The 20,549-nt window shown below is 62.7% G+C and carries 18 protein-coding genes; 12 read left to right on the forward strand and 6 right to left on the reverse strand.

What is annotated here, in order from left to right:
* The first annotated feature begins 8 nt into the window (after positions 1-8).
* The 4 genes from LAC81_RS04055 to LAC81_RS04070 all read left to right on the forward strand — a co-directional run bounded on the left by LAC81_RS04055 (position 9) and on the right by LAC81_RS04070 (position 5,695).
* Positions 9-1,007 (forward strand): glutathione S-transferase family protein, encoded by a 999-nt coding sequence (locus LAC81_RS04055; RefSeq protein ID WP_223726818.1) that lies wholly within the window; start codon positions 9-11, stop codon positions 1,005-1,007.
* Between the two features lie 331 nt (positions 1,008-1,338).
* Positions 1,339-2,646 carry an SAM-dependent methyltransferase gene (locus tag LAC81_RS04060; RefSeq protein ID WP_223726819.1) on the forward strand — a complete coding sequence of 436 codons (1,308 nt, stop codon included), beginning with the start codon at positions 1,339-1,341 and terminating at the stop codon, positions 2,644-2,646.
* Between the two features lie 216 nt (positions 2,647-2,862).
* On the forward strand, positions 2,863-5,169 hold the full coding sequence (locus LAC81_RS04065; RefSeq protein WP_223726820.1) for a Tex family protein: 2,307 nt from the start codon (positions 2,863-2,865) through the stop codon (positions 5,167-5,169).
* A 208-nt stretch (positions 5,170-5,377) separates the two neighbouring features.
* Positions 5,378-5,695, forward strand: a complete 318-nt coding sequence (locus tag LAC81_RS04070; protein ID WP_113541504.1) for a hypothetical protein — start codon at positions 5,378-5,380, stop codon at positions 5,693-5,695.
* 49 nt (positions 5,696-5,744) lie between these two features.
* Here the strand turns inward: LAC81_RS04070 and rkpK are convergent, their stop codons facing one another.
* The 3 genes from rkpK to LAC81_RS04085 form a co-directional block, all read right to left on the reverse strand.
* Positions 5,745-7,058: a UDP-glucose 6-dehydrogenase gene (gene rkpK / locus LAC81_RS04075; RefSeq protein ID WP_223726821.1), complete on the reverse strand. Its 1,314-nt coding sequence runs from the start codon at positions 7,056-7,058 to the stop codon at positions 5,745-5,747.
* Between the two features lie 69 nt (positions 7,059-7,127).
* Entirely contained in the window at positions 7,128-8,171 is a 1,044-nt protein-coding gene (locus tag LAC81_RS04080; RefSeq protein ID WP_223726822.1) for an NAD-dependent epimerase, read from the reverse strand.
* A 71-nt stretch (positions 8,172-8,242) separates the two neighbouring features.
* Complete coding sequence (locus LAC81_RS04085) at positions 8,243-8,575, reverse strand: ArsR/SmtB family transcription factor (protein ID WP_223726823.1); 333 nt, start codon at positions 8,573-8,575, stop codon at positions 8,243-8,245.
* Positions 8,576-8,625: 50 nt separating this feature from the next.
* Here LAC81_RS04085 and LAC81_RS04090 point away from each other — a divergent pair, with 50 nt between their 5' ends.
* Entirely contained in the window at positions 8,626-9,108 is a 483-nt protein-coding gene (locus LAC81_RS04090; protein WP_113536786.1) for an SRPBCC domain-containing protein, read from the forward strand.
* Positions 9,109-9,217: 109 nt separating this feature from the next.
* A complete protein-coding gene (locus tag LAC81_RS04095; RefSeq protein WP_223726824.1) occupies positions 9,218-9,577 on the forward strand; it encodes a hypothetical protein in 360 nt (119 codons plus the stop codon).
* 28 nt (positions 9,578-9,605) lie between these two features.
* Here LAC81_RS04095 and LAC81_RS04100 read toward each other — a convergent pair whose 3' ends face one another.
* Positions 9,606-10,349 (reverse strand): L,D-transpeptidase, encoded by a 744-nt coding sequence (locus tag LAC81_RS04100; RefSeq protein WP_223726825.1) that lies wholly within the window; start codon positions 10,347-10,349, stop codon positions 9,606-9,608.
* 210 nt (positions 10,350-10,559) lie between these two features.
* On the opposite strand from LAC81_RS04100, the gene recO reads away from it, so the two are divergent.
* Together recO and LAC81_RS04110 are read left to right on the forward strand one after the other, a co-directional pair.
* Complete coding sequence (recO, locus tag LAC81_RS04105) at positions 10,560-11,306, forward strand: DNA repair protein RecO (RefSeq protein ID WP_223726826.1); 747 nt, start codon at positions 10,560-10,562, stop codon at positions 11,304-11,306.
* Between the two features lie 22 nt (positions 11,307-11,328).
* A complete protein-coding gene (locus LAC81_RS04110) occupies positions 11,329-11,838 on the forward strand; it encodes a PaaI family thioesterase (protein ID WP_223726827.1) in 510 nt (169 codons plus the stop codon).
* A 66-nt stretch (positions 11,839-11,904) separates the two neighbouring features.
* Here LAC81_RS04110 and LAC81_RS04115 read toward each other — a convergent pair whose 3' ends face one another.
* A complete protein-coding gene (locus tag LAC81_RS04115; protein WP_223726828.1) occupies positions 11,905-13,917 on the reverse strand; it encodes a PhoX family protein in 2,013 nt (670 codons plus the stop codon).
* Positions 13,918-14,112: 195 nt separating this feature from the next.
* Between LAC81_RS04115 and LAC81_RS04120 the strand changes: the two genes are divergently transcribed.
* The 3 genes from LAC81_RS04120 (at position 14,113) to LAC81_RS04130 (ending at position 18,523) form a co-directional block, all read left to right on the forward strand.
* Entirely contained in the window at positions 14,113-16,929 is a 2,817-nt protein-coding gene (locus LAC81_RS04120; RefSeq protein ID WP_223726829.1) for a DUF2339 domain-containing protein, read from the forward strand.
* A gap of 6 nt (positions 16,930-16,935) precedes the next feature.
* Positions 16,936-17,592 carry an HD domain-containing protein gene (locus tag LAC81_RS04125; RefSeq protein ID WP_223726830.1) on the forward strand — a complete coding sequence of 219 codons (657 nt, stop codon included), beginning with the start codon at positions 16,936-16,938 and terminating at the stop codon, positions 17,590-17,592.
* 79 nt (positions 17,593-17,671) lie between these two features.
* Positions 17,672-18,523, forward strand: a complete 852-nt coding sequence (locus tag LAC81_RS04130; RefSeq protein ID WP_223726831.1) for an MOSC domain-containing protein — start codon at positions 17,672-17,674, stop codon at positions 18,521-18,523.
* A 58-nt stretch (positions 18,524-18,581) separates the two neighbouring features.
* Here LAC81_RS04130 and LAC81_RS04135 read toward each other — a convergent pair whose 3' ends face one another.
* Positions 18,582-19,514 (reverse strand): phytanoyl-CoA dioxygenase family protein, encoded by a 933-nt coding sequence (locus LAC81_RS04135; RefSeq protein WP_223726832.1) that lies wholly within the window; start codon positions 19,512-19,514, stop codon positions 18,582-18,584.
* Between the two features lie 127 nt (positions 19,515-19,641).
* On the opposite strand from LAC81_RS04135, the gene LAC81_RS04140 reads away from it, so the two are divergent.
* Entirely contained in the window at positions 19,642-20,508 is an 867-nt protein-coding gene (locus LAC81_RS04140; RefSeq protein WP_223726833.1) for a helix-turn-helix domain-containing protein, read from the forward strand.
* Positions 20,509-20,549: the final 41 nt, after the last annotated feature.

Below are 20,549 nucleotides of genomic sequence, written 5' to 3' on the forward strand. Positions count from 1 at the left end.
GAAGAGAGATGCCGCAGCTGGTCGAGGGAAAATGGGTCAAGGGCGACGTTGCGGCCAGCGAGATGAAGGGCGGCGCGTTCCACCGGGAGCCGACGCGCTTTCATCGATGGATCACGCCGGATGGCAGCCCAGGACCGGATGGCCAGCCGGCCGTGCCGGCCGAGGCCGGGCGCTACCGCCTGTTCGTTTCTTACCTCTGCCCCTGGGCCTCGCGCACGACCGCCTTCCGCAATCTCAAAGGGCTGCAGAACATTGTCGGTCTGACGGTTTCAAATCCGGTGCTCGGAGAGGACGGCTGGGTTTATGACGAGCCGGTCGATGCCGGGGAGCGTGTCGGCAAGATCCGCTTCCATCACGAACTCTACGTGGCGAGCGACCCGACCTATACCGGCAAGGTGTCGGTACCGGTTCTCTGGGACATGCGCGAGGGGCGGATCGTCAACAACGAGTCGGCCGATATCATCCGCATCCTGAACACGGGCTTCGATCACCTGACAGGTAACCGGCTCGATTTCTATCCGCAGGCGCTCCGGAGCGACATCGATCGCTGGAATGGGCCGATCTATGAACGCGTCAACAACGGTGTCTATCGATCCGGCTTTGCCAAGACGCAGGAGGCCTATGATGAGGCGGTGGCAAGCCTTTTCGGCATGCTCGACGACCTCGAGGCGCACCTGGCGGTTAACCGTTATCTCGCGGGCGAGTACCTGACCGAAGCCGACATCCGCTTGTTTGTCACCCTGGTTCGCTTCGATGCGGCCTATCATGGTGCCTTCAAATGCAATATTCGCCGGATCGAGGATTATCCGGCGCTGTCGAACTATTTGCGTGAAATCTACCAGTGGATGGGTATCCGCGAGAGCGTGCGCATCGATCACATCAAGCGCGGCTACTACGGGATTGCCCACATCAATCCGACCCGCATCGTTCCCGCCGGCCCGACGCTGGATTTCGATCGCCCGCATGATCGCGCCCGCCTGACGGGGCGAGGGGTCGTCGGCGCATAGGGCCACCTCAGCATTTGCTAAGGAAACAAATTTATGAGGGGCCACAAAGAGCCCATTGCCAATCGGTCGAACGTTCCTAAATTAATGGAAGTTCTGATGGATAGGAGCCCGATGGCGGCTGGCCTGACGAATTTCCGGCAGCGCAAGCACGAGTTGCGAGACGCGCCCGCTGGATGCCCGTGAGGCCACGCCCGAGCCGGTTCTCGCCGCTTCCGGACGGGCGCATCTGTTCCCCATGCGCGCTCGCGCAACCCCCGGAAGCCCCGAAAGAGCCGACCCTTCGCATCTCTCGTGCGCCAGAACACGTATGTAGGTCTGGTAGGGGTGGGAAATGAATGCAGCATTGTTGACTTTGCTTCGCCGTCTTGTGCGCATCGGCAATCTGACGGTGTTTTTTTCTTCCGGCAAACAGGTCATCTTGGGTGACGGCACCGGAAAACCGGCAACGATCCGCATAGTCGATGCGGAGGCGGAAAAGGCGATCGTCCAGGACCCTGGCCTTCGCTTTGGTGAAATGTATATGGATGGGCGCGTCGTCATTGAAAAAGGTGACATCTTCGACGTGCTGTCGATCGTAAAAACCAATGGCCTGGAGAATGCGGCAACGCTTTCCAACTCGCTGATGACCTTGCAGCATGTCTTGCGTCAGCAGGTGCGAAGCCGGCTGCCTGTCAATCGCAACCGGCACAACGTTGCGCATCACTACGATCTCGATCGCAAGCTCTTCAATCTGTTCCTCGATGAGGACTGGCAATACTCCTGCGCCTATTTCCAACCGCGCGGTATCTCGCTCGATGCGGCCCAGCTTGCAAAGAAGCGACACATCGCTGCAAAGCTACTGCTGGAGCCGGGACAGAAAGTGCTTGAAGTCGGTTCAGGCTGGGGTGGAATGGCCATGTATCTGGCCGAATCCTCCGGTGTCGAAGTCACCGGCATCACCCTCAGTGAAGAGCAGCTCAAGGTTTCGCGTGATCGTGCCGCCAGGCGCGGGCTTTCCGATCGAGTCCGCTTCGAACTGCAGGACTACCGAACCCTGCAGGGCCGGCAATTCGATCGCATCGTCTCGGTCGGCATGTTCGAGCATGTCGGCATCGGCAACTACGGCAATTTCTTCAACAAGATGAAGGAGCTTTTGAAGCCGGAAGGCGTCATGCTGCTGCATTCTATCGGCCAGGTCTACAAGCCCTGGGCGACCAATCCATGGATCGAAAAATACATCTTCCCCGGTGGTTACATTCCGGCTCTCTCCGAGGTTTTGCCTTCGGTCGAGCGGATGCGCCTGCTCGTGAAGGATATCGAGATCCTGCCGATGCACTATGCGTGGACCTTGCGGGCCTGGCGGGAGCGTTTCGTCGCACGGCGCGAAGAGGCGGCGCGGCTCTATGACGAGCGCTTCTTCCGCATGTGGGAGTTCTATCTGGCGGCCTCCGAAACGGCCTTCCTCTACGACAAGCACTTCATCTTCCAGCTTCAGCTCTCGCCGTCACTCGAAGCCGTACCCGTGTCGCGCGGCTACATCGAGGAGCGCGAGCGGCAGTTAATCGAGTTCGAGAAGCGCCGGCCGCCGCTCGAGCCCGTCAACAATTGGGATGAGGCGGAGCCGGAAGAACATATCGAACCGGCTGCAATCGCAGTCTGATCCACAAGCCATCCCCTGTCGCCCCAGCCCGGCACGGGATGGCCACCTCCCATCTTCTGTGGAGTTCGGAATTTCCTCCGAAGGCCTTCACTTGGCCTCGAAGCTCTGCGCCTTTATGGTCGCCGACCAAACGACTGCCAGTTTCCTTAGATCAGCTCCGATCCAAGGACAAAACGTGCAGCGCTTCGAAGCGCTGCAGGAAAGACGGAATTGCCCATGGCCAGCCCCGCTAAATTCATCGCCGCCATCATCGCCAGTGAAATCAAGGCGGCACCTTCGCAGGTCACAGCCGCTGTCGAGCTGCTGGACGAGGGGGCAACGGTGCCGTTCATCGCGCGCTACCGCAAGGAAGTGACCGGCGGGCTCGATGATACGCAACTGCGTGTGCTGTCGGAGCGGTTGACCTATCTGCGCGAACTCGAGGCGCGTCGCGCATCCATCCTCGAGTCGATCCGCGGACAGGACAAGCTGACCGCCGAACTCGAAGCCAAGATTGCCGCCGTCGAGACCAAGGCGGAGCTCGAAGACATCTATCTGCCCTACAAGCCGAAGCGTCGCACCAAGGCGGAGATCGCCCGAGAGCGCGGTCTCGCACCGCTGGCCGAAGCCATCCTTGCCGATCGCGCCGTCGCGCCCGCCGATCGTGCAACGGCGTTTCTCACGGCCGAGGTGGTCGATGTGAAGGCGGCGCTCGATGGTGCGCGCGACATCATCGCCGAAGGCATGACTGAAAACGCCGATCTGCTCGGTCGCCTGCGCAATCACATGAAGGGCGCCGCGTTCCTGCGCGCCAAGGTCGTCGACGGCAAGCAGGAGGCCGGCGCCAAGTTTTCGGATTACTTCGACCATTCCGAGCGTTGGGCGACCACGCCCGGCCATCGCGCCCTGGCGATGCTGCGCGGCTGGAACGAAGAGGTGCTCTCCGTCGATATCATCGTCGACCAGGACGATACCTCGCCGGTAAAGCCCGTCGAGCGGATGATCGCCGCCGCCTACAATGTCGGCGCCCATCTGCCAGGTGACAAGTGGCTCTCGGAGATGATCGGTTGGACCTGGCGGGTGAAGCTCTCCATGTCCTTGTCGCTCGACCTGATGCGCGAACTGCGCGAGCGCGCCGAGGAAGAGGCGATCCACGTCTTTGCCCGTAATCTCAAGGATCTCTTGCTTGCCGCTCCCGCGGGATCGCGATCAACGATGGGGCTCGATCCGGGCATCCGCACCGGTGTCAAGGTCGCGGTGGTCGATGGCACCGGAAAGCTGCTCGAAACGACGACCGTCTATCCGTTCCCGCCGAAAAACGACATCCGCGGAACGCAGGCCGAACTCGCTTCGTTGGTCCGCAAGCATAACGTGGAACTGATCGCGATTGGCAACGGTACCGGCAGCCGCGAGACCGAAAAGCTCGTCGCCGACATGCTCCAGCAGCTGCCGGCGCCGAAGCCGACCAAGGTCATCGTTTCCGAAGCCGGCGCCTCGGTTTACTCGGCCTCCGAAACGGCTGCCCTGGAATTCCCGGGCCTTGACGTTTCGTTGCGCGGCGCGGTCTCGATCGCCCGCCGCCTGCAGGACCCGCTGGCCGAGCTTGTGAAGATCGAGCCGAAGTCGATCGGCGTTGGCCAGTACCAGCACGATGTCGACCAGTCGAAGCTCAGCCGGTCGCTCGATGCGGTGGTGGAAGACGCGGTGAATGCCGTCGGCGTCGACGTCAACACGGCTTCAGCCCCGCTGCTCGCCCGTGTGTCCGGTCTTGGCAAATCTTCCGCCGAAGCGATCGTCGCACATCGTGACGCGACCGGGCCGTTTGGCAGCCGCAAGGAACTCTTGAATGTGCCGCGGCTCGGCGCACGCACCTTCGAACAGTGCGCAGGCTTCCTGCGCATCCCCAACGGCAAGGAGCCGCTCGACGCCTCGTCCGTCCATCCGGAAGCCTATGGCGTCGCCAAGAAGATCGTCGCCGCCTGCGGCCGCGATGTCCGTGCGCTGATGGGCGATAGTGTCGCGCTGAAGCAGCTCGATCCGCGAACCTTCGTCGACGAACGGTTCGGACTGCCGACCGTGAAGGACATTCTCGCCGAACTCGAAAAACCGGGCCGCGACCCGCGCCCGAGCTTCAAGACCGCGACCTTTGCCGAGGGCGTAGACGACATCAAGGACCTGAAGGTCGGCATGCAGCTCGAAGGCACCGTCACCAACGTCGCGGCCTTCGGCGCTTTCGTCGATATCGGCGTACACCAGGATGGTCTCGTTCACGTGTCCCAGCTCGCCGATCGTTTCGTCAAGGACCCGCACGAAGTAGTGAAGGCCGGGGACGTCGTGACCGTGCGCGTCACCGAGGTGGACGTCCCCCGCAAGCGCATCGGCCTGACGATGCGGAAGGATGGTGGCGCAGAGTCAGGCCGCGAGGCCCGGGGTAGCGCACCCAACGCAGGCAACCGCGGCGCGCCCATGCGCCAGCAGAAGCCGCAGGCGCCGTCACAAGGCGCCTTTGGTGCGGCGCTGATGGAGGCGATGAAGCGCAAATAGCAACATTTGCGCAAGGGGCGCTCCGGCGCCCCTGATCACCGGTCTATAATTTAGATAATTGTAATAATCACGGCTTTCCGCCATACTTCTTCGATCGTGGCACCTGCGCAGTTTGTGGGCAGTGTGCCGATGGAGCAGCCGGATCTACGGCGGAAAAGGTCAGCGGAAACTCCTCCTCCGCCGGGCGTCCGGTGAAAGGAGTTGCGTGATGGTACGCAAGGCGATCCGCGGCTTGGCGCTGGCCGCCCTCTTGGCGGCCGGGGTGACGGCGCGTCCGGTCCCCGCAGTTTCGCAGGCCCCGATAAACTGCGCCAATCGATCCGAGGTGATCGAGTTTCTGGCTCGTCAATACCGGGAAAAGCCGGCTGCAACAGCGCAGATCAATCCCCAGGCGATCATGGAAGTCTATGCGGCCGACAACGGCAGCTGGACGTTGATCGTCACCGACGTCAATGGCCGAAGCTGCGTCATCCTTGCCGGCAAGAGTTGGGAAGCTCTGCCGCCGCTACCCATTCCAAAAGCATAATCGGCGCGCGGTCCCGTTCGCTTCTTTCCGTCGCGTCGGCCAAAGCCCCTCAGAGGGGCCGGCCGATGCTGGAATAGGCAAAGCCGTGCTTGGCAACTTCGTCCTGGCGGTAGATGTTGCGGAGGTCGACGAGCACAGGCGTCTTCATCGCCGACTTCAGCCGGCGGAAGTCGAGCGCGCGGAATTCGTTCCATTCCGTCACGATCACCAATGCATCGGCTTCGTTGGCCGCCTCATAGGGGTCGCTCGCATAGTCGATACCGTCGATGATCTTCCGGGCGTTGTCCATGCCTTCCGGGTCGTAGCCGACAATGTGGGCGCCGGCGTCCTGCAGCGTCTGCACGATGGCAATCGCCGGGCTGTCGCGCATGTCGTCGGTGTTCGGCTTGAATGTGAGGCCGAGGATCGCGATCTTGTGGCCGCGCACGTCGCCGCCGGCCGCCGCAATCACCTTGCGGCCCATTGCCCGCTTGCGGTTGTCGTTGATCGCAACCGTGGTCTCCACGAGACGGACGGGCGCATCATGGTCCTGTGCGGTCTTGACCAGGGCCAGCGTGTCCTTCGGGAAGCACGAGCCGCCGTATCCCGGTCCCGCATGCAGGAACTTCGAGCCTATGCGGCCGTCGAGGCCGATGCCGCGGGCGACGTCCTGCACATTGGCGCCGACCTTTTCGCAAAGATCCGCCATCTCGTTGATGAAGGTGATCTTCATCGCCAGGAAGGCGTTGCCGGCATACTTGATCAGCTCGGAGGTGCGGCGCGACGTGAAGACCAGCGGCGACTGGTTGAGATAGAGCGGCCGGTAAACTTCGGTCATGACGTCACGAGTCCGCGCGTCATCATCGGCAACACCGATGACGATGCGGTCGGGCCGCTTGAAGTCCTCGATCGCCGCGCCTTCGCGCAGGAATTCCGGATTGGAGACGACGGCGAAATCAGCATCCGGATTGGTTTCGCGGATGATGCGCTCGACCTCGTCGCCGGTGCCGACCGGAACGGTGGATTTGGTGACGATGACGGTGAAGCCCTGGAGGTTCACGGCGATCTCGCGCGCCGCCGCATGCACGTAGGAGAGGTCGGCGTGGCCATCGCCACGGCGGGAAGGGGTGCCGACGGCGATGAAGATGACGTCGCTGTCGGCGACGGCCGAAACGAGATCGGTGGTGAACGACAGACGGCCCGAGGCGACGTTGCTGGCCACCAATTGATCGAGGCCGGGTTCGAAGATCGGAATACGCCCCTGCATCAAGGCGTCGATCTTGCTCTCATCCTTGTCGAGGCAGACAACATCGTGACCGAAATCCGCAAAACACACACCGGAAACGAGGCCTACATAGCCTGCGCCGATCATCGTGATTTTCATTGGCTCTTTCCTTTGTTGTCTGGCGAGCTCTTGTTCGTGAACGTGGAAACCATGCTGGTTGGCACGCCCTTATGCTTGCGGGGCCGAGGGTCCGGCTTTTCCGCCGACATTGTAATATTCCTCATACCAGGCGGCAAAGCGTGCCACGCCTTCTTCCACCGGTATCGAGGGTTTGAAGTCGGTCAGGGCCTCCAGGAGGTCCGGGGAGGCGTAGGTGCGCGGCACATCGCCCTGCTGCATGGGCAGCATGTTGCGCAGCGCCGGCTTGCCGACGGCCTTCTCGACCGTTTCGACGAATGTCATCAGTTCGACCGGCTGGCCGCCGCCGATGTTGACCACCCGGAAAGGCCCCTGGCGCGACAGCGTGTCTTCGGCCTTTTCGGCAGGCACGCGGTTCTCTTCGGCCGGGGCCACATACGAGAGCCGGAGGATGCCTTCGACGAGGTCGTCGATATAGGTGAAGTCGCGGCTCATGCGGCCTTCGCCATAGATGTCGATCGGCTGCCCCTTGTGGATGGCGTCGACGAACTTGAACAGCGCCATGTCAGGCCGCCCCCAAGGCCCGTAGACGGTGAAAAAGCGAAAGGCAGTGGTCGGAACCTTGTAGAGATGCGCATAGCTGTGCGCCATCAGTTCCGCTGATTTCTTGGTGGCCGCATAGAGTGTCATCGGCTCGTCGGCGCGATCGGTTTCCGCAAACGGGATCTTCTCGTTGGCGCCATAGATCGAGGACGTCGAAGCCAGCATCAGGTGCTTGGGGCCGAGCTCCCGCGCCAATTCCAGGACGTTCCAGGAGCCGACCAGGTTGGAATCCACATAGGCCTTCGGATTTTCGAGGCTGTAGCGAACGCCGGCCTGGGCCGCGAGGTGGATGATGACCTCCGGCTCGGCAATCTCTGCCGCATGGTTGAGCGCTGCGCGGTCTTCGAGCATGCCGACGACAGCCTTGAAGCCGTTCGAACGCGCCAGGATTTCATGCCGCCGCTGCTTCAGCGTCACGTCGTAATAGGGCGTCATGCCGTCGAAGCCGACCACGAAATGCCCTTCGTCGATCAATCGCTTGGCGAGATGAAAGCCGATGAAGCCCGCGGTGCCGGTGATGAGGTAACGCACGACGAATGTCCCCAAATTGTGTTGTCAGGGCGTTCTTACGAAGAAAGCCGGGCGATGGAAAGTCGAAACCGTCACTCCGACGGTCGGGTCAACCCCTGTTGCAGGGCGGAAAGTACCGACATCGCGTGTCCCGCATATTGGCTGATCCAGCGGTCGTGAATGGATTGGATCGGCAAAGCGTTCAAATGGTTCCAGCGCTCGCGACCCTCGCGCCGGACAAGCACGAGTTCCGCCTCTTCCAGCACCTTCAGATGCTGCATGACGGTGCAGCGGTCAAGGTTGCCGAATTGCTCGCAGAGCATGCCGGTGGTCTGCGGCGCGTGCTTCATGGCGTCGAGCATCTGTCGCCGCAGGCTGTTGGCCAAGGCCTTGAAAACGAGATCGTCTTTCGAATCGGTTGACATGTTATTTTTTTATAACATATTCTGTTTTGGCTCAATAGGAGGAACGTCAGATGCCCTTCGAATTCCGTGTGAATGGACGGATCGATCGCCCGGTCGCCCAGGTCTTCGATGCCGTCGTCAATCCGGATCAGCTCAGCCGCTATTTCGTCACCCTTGGAGGCATCAGCGGCCCCCTGGTCGCAGGGGCAACGGTCAAGTGGTGGGGGGAGGTGCCGGTCCAGGTCGAGGCGGTCGAGCAGAACGAGCGTATCGTCTTTCGTTGGGGCGCCACGGTCGCCAAGGGCGAGGAGCCCTACCAGACCAGCGTCGAAATGCGCTTCCAGTCGCTGGATGACGGCGCCACCATGGTGACGATCGCCGAAAAGGGATGGCGCGAGAACGAGCAGGGGCAAAAGGGATCTTATATCAACTGCGAAGGTTGGTCGCAGATGCTGGCCTGCATGAAGGCCTGGCTCGAATACGGAATCAACCTGCGCCAGGGCTATTACCTCAGCGAACTCTCAGGCAAGCCGGCGCTCGAACCGCAAGCCTGAGCCCACGCACCTGGCTTTCCGCTCCGGATCCAGGCGCGAAATCATCGACAACTAAACATAAACAGTAAGCCGCGTCGGCAGGCGTCGAGCGGCAATAGGAGATTGCGCCATGACGAAAATCACAGGTGGCATCAACATCGCCGTGAAGGTCCCCTCGCATCAATACGAGGCGGTCATCGCCTTCTATCGCGACACGGTCGGTCTCGAGCCCATCGAGGAAAAGCTGCCGGCCATCGGCTTCAAGCTAGGTCCCAACCAGCTCTGGATCGACGAGGCGTCGAATTTCAGCCAGGCCGAGGTCTGGCTCGAACTCTTTACCGATGACCATGTGGGCGCGCTGGATCATCTCGCCACGAGCGGCGTTGTGCGCTGTGATGCGGTAGAAGATCTTGGCGAAGGCTTTCGCGGCGGCTGGATCATGAACCCGGCCAACATCGTCCACATGGTGCGGACGCCGGACGCCTGGTAGGCGCGCCCGGCATTCCGCCGAGCAGGTATCAGTAGACCGGCGGCAGGCCGCCATTGGCAGCGCTTGCCATCGGGATGCCGCCGGCCGGCTCGGTCATCGGCGGTTCCGTCTGCAGCACGACGACGCGTGAGTCGAGCGGCACGCGGCTGTAGAGGTCAATGATGTCGGGATTGAAGAGGCGGATGCAGCCGCTCGACACCGCCTTGCCGATCGACCAGGCCTCGGTGGTGCCGTGGATGCGGAACAGCGTGTCGCGGTTGCCCTGGAAAAGGTAGAGCGCGCGCGGCCCGAGAGGATTGCGCACGCCCGGTTCCATGCCGCCAGCAAGCGGGCCGTAGCGTTCAGGCTCGCGTTCGACCATGCTTTGCGTCGGCGTCCAGCGCGGCCATTCGGATTTGCGCGCGATGCGCGCTTCGCCTTCGAACTCCAGGCCGGCCTTGCCGACGCCGATGCCGTAGCGCATCGCCATGCCGCCATCCTGCACGAGATAGAGGAACCGGTTCTGGGTGTCGATGATGATCGTGCCCGGCGGCTCGTGCGTCTGGTAGGCGACCTGCTGGCGCAGATAGCGCTTGTCGACCTTGCTGATGTCGATCGCATCCAGCGGGAATTTTTCATTCGGCAGCGGCCCGTACATCGCCACATAGTATGGATCCGGCCCCTTCGGCTTGGCCGGCCCCGAGGTGGTGACGCAACTAGCGAGCGTCGAGGTGGCGAGAAGAAGGGCGAAGAGCTGCGCCAGGCGGCCGGCGCTGTTCCGGGACACACACATAATGAAATTTTTATCCTGCTGATTGTCTTTTGGGCGGGAGGCACGGCTTTTGCCGCCCTTCCGTTCTAATGTCAAAGACGGCGTCGGGGCGGCGACAGCATGTCGCAAATGAGGCAACCAGCGAGTGTGGCCGAAAGGCGACAGTCACCCGGATGCCCACCCCTGCAAGATCGCTTGATCCGCTTTCTATCGCGGGTGTATGCCATAGCCATGCAATGGAGCGATCAGGCCATCATTCTCGGGATCCGGCGGCACGGCGAAAGCTCGGCCATCGTGGAGGTTATGAGCGCTACCCACGGCCGACATCTCGGCATGGTGCGCTCGGGTCGCTCGCGCATGATGCAGCCGGTTCTGCAGCCGGGCAATTCGGTGGAAGTCACCTGGCGCGCCCGGCTTGACGAGCATATGGGCGAATTCCGCATCGAACCTGTGGAACTGCGCGCCGCCCGTCTGATGGAGACGGCGACTTCGGTCTACGGTATCCAGGCGCTCGGAGCGCTCCTGCGGCTGCTTCCCGAGCGTGACCCGCATCCGCATCTCTATGAGGCGCTGACGGTCATTGTCGATCATCTCGCCGATCCCGCCGATGCCGGCGAATTGTTCGTGCGCTTCGAACTTGCGGTGCTCAACGACCTCGGCTTCGGGCTCGATCTCACGGAATGCGTGGCAACCGGCACCCGCACCGAACTCGTCTACGTCTCGCCGAAATCGGGCAGGGCGGTCTGCCGGGAGGCGGGAGAGCGTTATGCCGACCGCATGCTGGCGCTGCCAGATTTCCTTTCGGCCGAAGCGCGAAGGGCTGCAGATCACGACAGTCTTGCCGCCGCCTTCCGCCTGACCGCCTTCTTCCTCAATCGCCATGTCTACGAGCCGCGCGGCCTCGATGTTTCCTCGGCGCGCGACGGCTTCGTCCATGCGGCGCTCAAGGCGCTGAAAACGCAGTCCTCCGCCGCCTGATTCCAATCCCCAGGAGTATCGAATGGTTCAAGAACTGTATCCCGGCATGTCCGTATCCGGTATCGGCGTCCTGTCGCTCGACCGCGTCGCCCGTGATGGCGGCCTCAAGGCGATGCAGGACCTGTTGAGCGGCGACCTGCCGGCCCCACCGATGTCGAAGACATTGAAGTTCGGGCTAAGCGAAGTGGAGGAGGGCCGGGTTGTCTTCAAGGGATTGCCGACCGAGGAGCATCTCAATCCGCTCGGCACGGTGCATGGTGGATGGACGGCGACGATCATGGATTCTGCCCTCGGCTGCGCGGTTTTCACCACGGTGAAACCGGGCGAAGCCTATACGACCGTCGAGTTCAAGGTGAACCTCGTGCGGCCGTTGCTTCCGGGCACGGGCGAAGTCTTCTGCGAGGGGCGTATCGTCCATCGCGGTCGCACGATCGCGACGTCCGAAGCCTGGCTGCGCGACGTCAACGGCAAACTGCTGGCCCATGGCACCGAGACTTGCGCGATCTTTCCGATCGACAATCTGCGGCGCTAAAACCAGAAAAGAAGACGCCGCGCGATGCGATGCGCGCGGCGCTGCTCTCATTGATCGCGGCTCTTGTCAGCCGATCCGTCCGCCGCCCTTTTTGGTGACGGCGACGACCGCCGGGCGAACCGGCATGTCGTCCCTAAAGTCCGGCCAGCGTGTGGCCGGCGTCTCGTAAGTTGCAAGGCCAGCGTCGCCCGGGTGCTGGACGGCGAGGAAGAAGGTGTCCGAGGTCGGGTTGAAGCAGGGGCCGCACATTTCGGCGCCAACAGGAACGCGGAAAAAGAGCTTCGACGTGCCGCGGGCGGCGCCATCCGTGTCGATCGCCCAGATGCCGTCGGCGCGGCCGGTGTCCTTCTCATTGTTGCCATCGGTCGAAACCCAGAGGCGGCCGTCGGTGTCGATCGCGCAGTTGTCGGGCATGCCGAACCAGCCGTTCTTGGTGGTCGCGGTCGAGAACGAGGCGCCGACCTCGGCAACAGCAGGGTCGCCGCACTTCAGGAGCACGTCCCAGCGGCTCTTCAGCGAGGCAAAGTCGCCATCGGTTTCGGTGATCTCGACGATGTGGCCGAAGGCGTTCTTGGCGCGCGGGTTGGCGGCGTCGACTTCTTCTGCCTTGCGCTTCGTGTTGTTGGTCAGCATCACGTAGACCTTGCCCGTCTTGGGGTTCGGCTGGACGTCTTCCGGACGGTCCATCTTGGTGGCACCAAGCGCGTCGGAGACAAGGCGGGTGTTGATCAGCACGTCGGCCTGCGAGGCAAATCCGTTGGCTTCGGTCAGCGGGCCCTCGCCGTGCGTCAGCGGCATCCAGGTGACGGTACCGTCTTCGTCGAACTTGGCGACATAGAGCGTGCCCTCGTCGAAGAGGTCCATGTTGGCGGCGCGGTCGTCAGGGTTGAAGGTGCCCTTGGTTACGAACTTGTAGACATAGTCGTAGCGCTCGTCGTCACCGGAATAGAGCACGACGCGACCGTCCTTGTTGACGATTGATTCGCAGCCTTCGTGCTTGAAGCGGCCTAGGGCGGTGCGCTTCTTTGGCACGGACGTCGGATCCAGCGCGTCGACTTCGACGATCCAGCCGAAACGATTGGCTTCGTTCGGCTCCTTGGAAACGTCGAACCGGTCGTAGAAGGACGCCCATTCGTACTGGCCGCCCGGTGCGCCCAGGCGCTTCAGCTGCTTGTATTCCGGATGGTCCTCGGCGATCTCGCCGCCGAAATAGCCGTTGAAGTTTTCTTCGGCCATCATGTAGGTGCCCCAGGCGGTGACGCCGCCGGCGCAGTTGTTGAGCGTGCCGAACACCTTCTTTCCGGTCGGGTCGGACGGCGTCTTCAGGCGGTCGTGACCGGCGGCCGGGCCGGTGATCTGCATCGCGGTGTTGACGGTGATGCGACGGTTGTTCTTGCCGTCGAGTACCGGCTGCCACTTACCGTCGACCTTGCGGATCTCGATGATCGTGCCTCCGTGTGCCGCCATCTCGATGTCGACCAGTTCCTTGGTATACTCGCCGAGAACGACCTTCTCTTCTTCGACCTCCTTGCCGTCCTTGGTTACCTTTTCCTTCACCACGCTGGCGAAGGCCGGGAACATCAGCTCGGCATTGGTATATTCGTGGTTGACGACCAGGAGGCCGTGGTCGGCGCTACCCTCGAGCGGGATGAAGCCGACATAGTCGTTGTTGTAGCCGAAGAGTTTTTCCTGGGCGGCGGCCGTCTGGTTCTTCGGGTCGAACTCCGGGCTGTCGGCGAAGATCTTGTCGCCCCAGCGCAAAAGGATATCCGCGTCATACCCTTCGGCGACATGGTGCTTCTCGTCGACGCCGGCTTCGATCTCGGTGAAGTCGAAGCGCGAGCCTTCCTCGGCGCGTGCTTCGTCAGCAGTCAGGAGAGCGAGCGGGCTGACCGTCGTCGAGATCGCGGCGACTGCGAGCGAGCCGCCGATGAAGGAGCGGCGCGAGAAGCGGCGATGGATGATGTCGCCCATCGTCGGGTTGGTGGAACAGTTGTGGCCGATGTCTTCCAGCTCTTCCCTGCGTTCCGTCAGCGTCTTGAATTCGGTCTCTTCCGTCTGGGCGAGATGCTTGTCCATGATCGGGTCTCCTGTTGAACGATGGAAACCACCGCGCGAGACAGCGGTGTTCATCCGCCTGTACCAGCTGCCCGGTGACAGTTCTGCGACATTTCCGTGAAGAGATTACAGCGCTCGGACGTCTATGGATTTGGTGACCGCGCAAAAGTTTGTATGGTTGCGCCGAGCACGCCAGTGCGACCGTCAGGGGAATACATGTTCGAACTCTTTGCCTTTGTTGCCTTTATCCTCGCTCTTTCCGCCTTCGCCGGCGGTCGCAAGACGGCCGAGCGACTGGGGGCCGAAATCGCCGCGCTGAAGGCGGAGGTCGCAAGGCTGAAGGCCTCTTCGGGCGAAGGCATTCATGGCGAATCAACGAGCGAAGAGCTGGCAGCCGCGCCCGAATTGCCGGTGGAACCGGAGACGGTCGAGGATACCGGCGGCGACCTAGCGGCCAGCGCGGCCGAGGGCGCCCGCATCTTCGGTGGCGAGGAGAAGGCGGCGGATATCGAAGTCGAAGAGACGATTGTTGCCAGCACGGAAGCGCCACAGCCGGTTCCGGCGGCGCCCCGTCAGACCGAAAGCCTGGAAAGCCGTCTCGGCGCGCGTTGGGCCGTCTGGGTCGGTGGCATCGCGCTCGCGCTCGGCGGCGTCTTCATGGTCAAATATTCGATCGATGCCGGTCTCTTGAGCCCCGCGGTTCGCCTGACGCTCGCTGCCCTTTTCGGCCTCTTGCTGATGGCGGCAGGCGAGGTCATCCGCAGGCGCGCGGTGCCCGTGATCGCCAATGAATTCCAGAATGCGATGATCCCCGGCATCCTGACTGCCGCCGGTGCCGTCACTCTCTTCGGGGTCGCCTATGCGGCCTACGGCATCTACGGCTATATCGGCACAGGTACGGCATTCGTGCTGCTGGCCGCGATTTCGCTGGCGACCGTTGGCCTGTCGCTGCTGCACGGGCAGGCGCTCGCCGGCCTCGGCCTGCTTGCCTCGCTCGCAACGCCGGCGCTGGTCTCGAGCGGCGAGCCGCGCCCCTGGGTGCTTTTCGGCTTTCTCTCGGTCGTCTGGCTGGCGACGCTTTCTGCCTCGCGGCTGCGCAGCTGGACCGTGGTTCCGACTTTGGCCAATATCGGCATCGGGCTGTGGGGGCTGGCTTACATCGCCGCGACCTCGCCATTCGAGCCGTTGCCGGTCGCGTTCGCACTGCTGGTGATGATCGTTGGTACCGGCCTCATCTGGCCCGGTGCCACGGCGCCGGCGCCGGCGCCCGAAGTGCCCGAAGGAGCGGAGCGACGCGGTGCCGTTGCCGGACCATGGGAGCGGCTCTTTATCCCGGCGCATGCGGCGATCTCCATTTCCGCGGCGATCACCGCAACGGTGCTTGCGCTCCTCCTCATCAGCCCGGCGGTGGCCGCGGTCAAATATCCGGTGGCGGAATTTGCCGTCGTCATTGCGGCGCTGGCAGCCCTTGGGGCATGGCGGCCGACGGCGGTCTACCCCGCCGCGCTTTCGGCGGTCGGCGCTGTCGCCGGCGTCTGGAGCCTGACGGCGCTGAGCGGCGTGCTCGCCTATCTCGATCCCTCACTGGCCGACGCCCTGCCGACGATCGTGCTGCCCGGGCGGACGGCCATGATCACGGCAATGCTGCTTGCGGCGCTGTTCGTCGTGCTCGGCGGCTTCGTGCTGTCGCGCCGTCTCGTCACTCATCCGCAATATTCGACGCTCTGGGCAGGAATTGCCGCGATCGTCCCGATCGCGCTTACCGCCATGTCGTTCGTGATGACCGGCAATTATGCCTTCGACCTGCCGCACGGCCTGTTCTCGCTCGTCGCCGGGGCCGCGCTGCTTGGGCTGGCGGATTGGCTCTACCGCCGCGACGGCGAGGTGGAGGCGCGCGAAACGGCGGCCGGACTGCTGGTGGCCGGCTCGTTCGCGTTCTTCGTCCTCACGCTTCATGCTTGGACGGACGGGCTCGTGACGACGCTTGCGATTGCGGTGCTCGGAACGGCCTATGCGCTCGCGACCCGCATCCGCACCTGGCCGATCCTGCCTTGGATGACCGGTGCGGCGGCCGTTGTCGTTCTCGGGCGCATCGCTTGGGAACCGACGATCGTTGGCGCAGGCAATCTCGGCACCACGCCCGTCTTCAACGCACTCTTGCCGGGCTACGGCATACCTGCGGTGCTGCTTGCGGGCTCCGCCTACTTCCTGAGATCCTGGCCTGGCACGCGGGTGCGCAACCTTTTACAGGCGCTTGCCAGCCTCTTCGTGCTGTTGACGCTCGCGATCCTGGTGCGTCATGCGATGAACGGCGGCGTGCTCGACAGCGCGGTGCCGACACTCGGCGAGCAGTCGATCTACACGCTGCTGGCAATCGGTGCCTCGGCCATTTTCATGAGCCTCGATTTGAAGTCGCCGAGCCCGGTTTTCCGCTATGGCGGCATGGGCCTCGGCGTGCTCTCGATGCTGTCGGTGCTTTCTGCGCATCTTCTTGGCCTCAACCCCTATTTCAGCGGGGAACTTCTCGGCCATATCCCATTCTTCGATCTGCTCTTGATCGGCTATTTGCTGCCAGGGCTCGGCTATGCGGGGCTCGCCTGGTATGCGCGCGACAAGCGGCCCTTGCCCTATGTCATGGCGCTTGCGGTCAGCGGCGCGGTTCTCGCCTTCGCCTGGGCAAGTCTCACGGTCCGCCGTGTCTGGCAGGGGGAAAACATCGCGGACTGGAAGGGCTTCCTGCAGGGCGAGACCTACACCTATTCGGTCGTCTGGCTGCTGCTCGGCGTGCTGTTGCTCGTGCTCGGCTCGCGCTTCCACGCCAAGAGCATCCGCATTGCCTCGGCCGTTCTCGTCTTCGTCGCCGTGCTGAAGGTGTTCCTGATCGACATGTCCAACCTCGAAGGTTTCCTGCGGGCCCTGTCCTTCATCGGACTTGGCGGGGTATTGATCGGGATAGGACTCTTCTATCAGAAGATTCTTTCCGGTGTCGGCGTCGCATCAACGGTGCCGACAAGTTCTGCCGAGCAGCAATAGGACACCATGACTCGCATTTCGAAACTGGCGGCCGCCTTCGCGCCGCATGAGGATCTCGCCGCGGTGCTGTTGCCGCATGCCTTTGCCGCCGATGACGGATCGCACGATGCCGCGCATCTGATCCGCGTCTGGAAGAATGCTGCGCGCATCCAGGCGGAAGAGGGCGGCGATCCGCGTTCGCTCGCCGCTGCGGTGCTGCTGCATGATTGCGTCTCGGTGGAAAAGAATTCTCCATTGCGCACTGAGGCGTCGCGGTTGGCGGCGGAAAAGGCGACCGGCATTCTGCGGGAGCTTGGCTGGGATGCGGAAGAAACAGCCGCGGTGGCGCATGCCATCCTGACGCACAGTTTCTCGGCAAATATCGAGCCGGAGACGTTGGAGGCGCGGATCCTTCAGGATGCCGATCGGCTGGATGCGATCGGCATGGTCGGCGCCGCCCGCTGCTTCTATATCGCCGGGCGCATGGGGAGCGGCCTCTATGACCCGCTCGATCCGTTGGCGGAAGCGCGGGCGCTCGATGACAAGGCTTTTGCCATCGATCATTTCGAGACCAAGCTCTTCCGGCTGGCCGATGGCTTCAAGACCGAGGCTGGCCGCCGGCTGGCGACGGAGCGCGAGCAGCGGTTGCGCGATGTGCTTGCCATGATGCTCGACGAAATCTAATCCTTTCAACGGATTATGGCGGCGCTGTGAATCGGACCGTCAGGCGCTTGAATCAATTTTTGAAGATGAAGGAATTGCCATGAAGGTGACTGGCCTCAACATTCATCCGCTGAAGAGCGGCCGTGCCATCGCCCGGGACGCGATCTCCGTCAATTTCGATGGTGTCGAGGGTGACCGGCGCTTCATGCTGATCGAACCGGACGGGCGCTTCATCACGCAACGCGAATTGCAGGCACTGGCGCAGGTCGAGGCGAGCCACATCGATGGCGGTGTGCATCTGAGGATGGGCGAGAAGGAGATCTCTGTCCGCTTCGATCCCGACCGCCGGCTGAACGTGGTCGTTTGGGGCAGCGAGGTAGACGCCGCCGTTTCGGACGACGCATCAGACGGGGTTCTGTCCGCATGGTTTGGCCGCCCGGTCAGGCTCGCCCACATGGATGCTTCGGCCGAACGGCTCGTCGGCGCCGAATGGGCGGGCACTGCGGCGCCCGTCGGCTTTGCGGATGGCTTCCCGATCCTGATCACCACGACCGGATCGCTTGCCGACCTCAACCGGACGCTGGCCGAAAAGGGTCAGCAACCGGTCGGCATGGATCGCTTCCGGACGAATATCCTCGTCGATTGCGACGATGCCTGGGAAGAAGATTTCTGGGAGAACGTTGAGATCGGCGGCATCCGCTTCGATCTCGTGAAGCCCTGCGCCCGCTGCATCATGACCACGCAGGATCAGATCACCGGCGAGCGCATCGGCGGCAACCCGATCCAGGGGCTCGCGGAAAAGCGCATGTCCTCTGACCGGCGTGTGCCCGGCGTGCTCTTCGGTTGGAATGCGGTGCCGCGCAGCGAAGGCACCGTGAAGCTCGGTGACGAGGTCAAGGTCACCGGCCGACGCGGCGAGCGCTGGCCGATGAAGGTGCGGGCTTCGGCTTAGTTCAGAAGCAACTCCGGACGGAAAACCGTTTCGCACTTTTCCTGGATTTGCTTGGCTCTCACGCCCAGGGTGTGATGCCGAGAAGCTTGGCGCCGAGATCTGAGAGGCTGGCGGCGGAAGCGTTGTGCTTCTCCCATTCGCGCGGATCGCCGGGGAAGGCGTCGCGCTTCGGGTGATCGAGTTCGCGCCACAGCCGCACCCGCTCTTCGCGCTCGGCGACATTCTCCCATTCCGCCGGATGCATCGAGATGTATTGCGCCATGCGCACGCGGCCATCGGAGTGATTGGGCCGAACGCCGTGGGCAAGCAGGCTGTTGAAGATCATCAGGTCGCCGGCTTCCATCTCGATGTTGACGGTTGAGAGACCGGTCATGTCTGGGTGCATCGGGTCGCGATCGGCAGCTTGAGTCTTCTCCCAGCTTTCAAAGTTCTCGAACAGTTCCGGCACGCACTGGAAGCCGCCGACGTCGCCGTCCTGCTTTTTCAGGCTCAGTACCCCCTGGACGCCGATCGGCAGCGGCCGAATCGAGGTGTCGACGTCCCAATGAATGAAGCCGTTGGGATTGCCCTTGATCTTCTTCGGCGGATTGAGGTTGGCGCGGTCGATCGTCACCCAGAGGTCTTCGCGGTCCCAGATATCGACGAAGGCGCCGTAGATGCGCGGCTCCTGGCGATTGTCCCAGAGATACTGGTGATTGTAGATCTCCAGCATGCCGGTGTTGTTGAGTTCCTTCATCTTGTGTTCGCGCCGCTGCGGTGCATACCAGGTCGAAGGATCGCTCGGATCCTTCTCGTCGAAGTGCCAGAGCAGCTCGACGAGCCGCTCGACACTGGCCGCCGGCACCGCCTGGCGGACGATGACGTAGCCCTTGGTGACCCAGTGCTGCCAGTCCGCTTCCGAAAGCACGCGCAACGGCAGACGCTTCCGGATGTCCTTCAGTTGAATGTCGAGATGGGTCGCAGTCGGGTGGCTGTCTCTGAGTGGCTGCATGGGTATCTCCTCGCCTCAAGACGTTTGATTGGTGATGGAGAAAACTAACCCTTTCGCCGGTGCTACTGTTGCACGCAGCCTGCTAGAATTGATACTATTCTGGCCTCGAAGGGGAGAGCGGTGCAACATGAAGGCTGTTTTGCAGAAGATCTCGAGGCCGACCAATGCCTCATCGATCCTGCTCGACCGTCGGCTCGACGATGCCATCCCGTTCCAATGGCACCATCATCCCGAGTTCGAACTGACGCTGACGCTCAACTCGCGCGGCCAGCGCTTCATCGGCGACCATATCGGCGCCTATGACGACGGCGACCTCGTGCTGGTTGGTTCCAATCTCCCACACACCTGGCACTCCGCCGGCAAAGTCGACGAGGCCGAACCGCACGTGGCGCTGGTGCTCTGGTTCCATCCGGAATGGGTGGAGCGCCTGGAGGAGGGCTTCGTCGAACTCGCCGGCGTCAAGGCGATGTTCGAGCGTTCGGCCCCGGGGTTGCAGTTCACGCCGGACGTGGCAGTGCGCGTGCGCCCGCTGTTCGAAGGGTTGCGCCAGTTGGCGCCGGAGGAGCGCCTGCCGGACGTCCTGTCGATGCTGACGATCCTGGCGCGCGAGCAGGCGGTCACACCGCTGTCGACCCGGGTCGTCACACCGTCGGGCCGATCGGTCGACCGCGGCCGCCTCGACCGGGTGCTCGACCATATCCACCTGCACTACGCCGAAAACCCGTCGATGGACGAACTCGCTGATCTGGCCGCGCTCAGCCTTTCCGGCCTGCATCGCCTGTTCCTGCGCCACCTCAACATGCCCGTTTCGGAGTATCTGATGCGGCTGCGGATCGGCGAGGCTTGCGCGCTGCTCAGTGGTTCGGCGCGCTCCATCGCCCATATCGCCGATGCCGTCGGCTATCGTTCGCTTGCCAACTTCAATCGCCAGTTCAAGGCGGCCAAGGGCATGACGCCCCGAGCGTTTCGCGACCGGTTCCGCAGCGCCGCTTGATCAAGAGATCAATTCCGGTGATTGCGGCGTCAATTTAATTG

Origin of the sequence: Ensifer adhaerens, assembly GCF_020035535.1 — a bacterium.
Classification (GTDB): domain Bacteria; phylum Pseudomonadota; class Alphaproteobacteria; order Rhizobiales; family Rhizobiaceae; genus Ensifer.

What these genes read in the sequence shown, in the direction of transcription:
- recO (WP_223726826.1), top strand. Translation starts at nt 10,560, where the DNA reads ATGCAATGGAGCGATCAGGCCATCATTCTCGGGATCCGGCGGCACGGC.
- LAC81_RS04100 (WP_223726825.1), bottom strand. Translation starts at nt 10,349, where the DNA reads ATGTGTGTGTCCCGGAACAGCGCCGGCCGCCTGGCGCAGCTCTTCGCC.
- LAC81_RS04090 (WP_113536786.1), top strand. Translation starts at nt 8,626, where the DNA reads ATGCCCTTCGAATTCCGTGTGAATGGACGGATCGATCGCCCGGTCGCC.
- LAC81_RS04110 (WP_223726827.1), top strand. Translation starts at nt 11,329, where the DNA reads ATGGTTCAAGAACTGTATCCCGGCATGTCCGTATCCGGTATCGGCGTC.
- LAC81_RS04140 (WP_223726833.1), top strand. Translation starts at nt 19,642, where the DNA reads ATGAAGGCTGTTTTGCAGAAGATCTCGAGGCCGACCAATGCCTCATCG.
- LAC81_RS04120 (WP_223726829.1), top strand. Translation starts at nt 14,113, where the DNA reads ATGTTCGAACTCTTTGCCTTTGTTGCCTTTATCCTCGCTCTTTCCGCC.
- LAC81_RS04135 (WP_223726832.1), bottom strand. Translation starts at nt 19,514, where the DNA reads ATGCAGCCACTCAGAGACAGCCACCCGACTGCGACCCATCTCGACATT.
- LAC81_RS04060 (WP_223726819.1), top strand. Translation starts at nt 1,339, where the DNA reads ATGAATGCAGCATTGTTGACTTTGCTTCGCCGTCTTGTGCGCATCGGC.
- LAC81_RS04065 (WP_223726820.1), top strand. Translation starts at nt 2,863, where the DNA reads ATGGCCAGCCCCGCTAAATTCATCGCCGCCATCATCGCCAGTGAAATC.
- LAC81_RS04130 (WP_223726831.1), top strand. Translation starts at nt 17,672, where the DNA reads ATGAAGGTGACTGGCCTCAACATTCATCCGCTGAAGAGCGGCCGTGCC.
- rkpK (WP_223726821.1), bottom strand. Translation starts at nt 7,058, where the DNA reads ATGAAAATCACGATGATCGGCGCAGGCTATGTAGGCCTCGTTTCCGGT.
- LAC81_RS04125 (WP_223726830.1), top strand. Translation starts at nt 16,936, where the DNA reads ATGACTCGCATTTCGAAACTGGCGGCCGCCTTCGCGCCGCATGAGGAT.
- LAC81_RS04095 (WP_223726824.1), top strand. Translation starts at nt 9,218, where the DNA reads ATGACGAAAATCACAGGTGGCATCAACATCGCCGTGAAGGTCCCCTCG.
- LAC81_RS04085 (WP_223726823.1), bottom strand. Translation starts at nt 8,575, where the DNA reads ATGTCAACCGATTCGAAAGACGATCTCGTTTTCAAGGCCTTGGCCAAC.
- LAC81_RS04115 (WP_223726828.1), bottom strand. Translation starts at nt 13,917, where the DNA reads ATGGACAAGCATCTCGCCCAGACGGAAGAGACCGAATTCAAGACGCTG.
- LAC81_RS04070 (WP_113541504.1), top strand. Translation starts at nt 5,378, where the DNA reads ATGGTACGCAAGGCGATCCGCGGCTTGGCGCTGGCCGCCCTCTTGGCG.
- LAC81_RS04055 (WP_223726818.1), top strand. Translation starts at nt 9, where the DNA reads ATGCCGCAGCTGGTCGAGGGAAAATGGGTCAAGGGCGACGTTGCGGCC.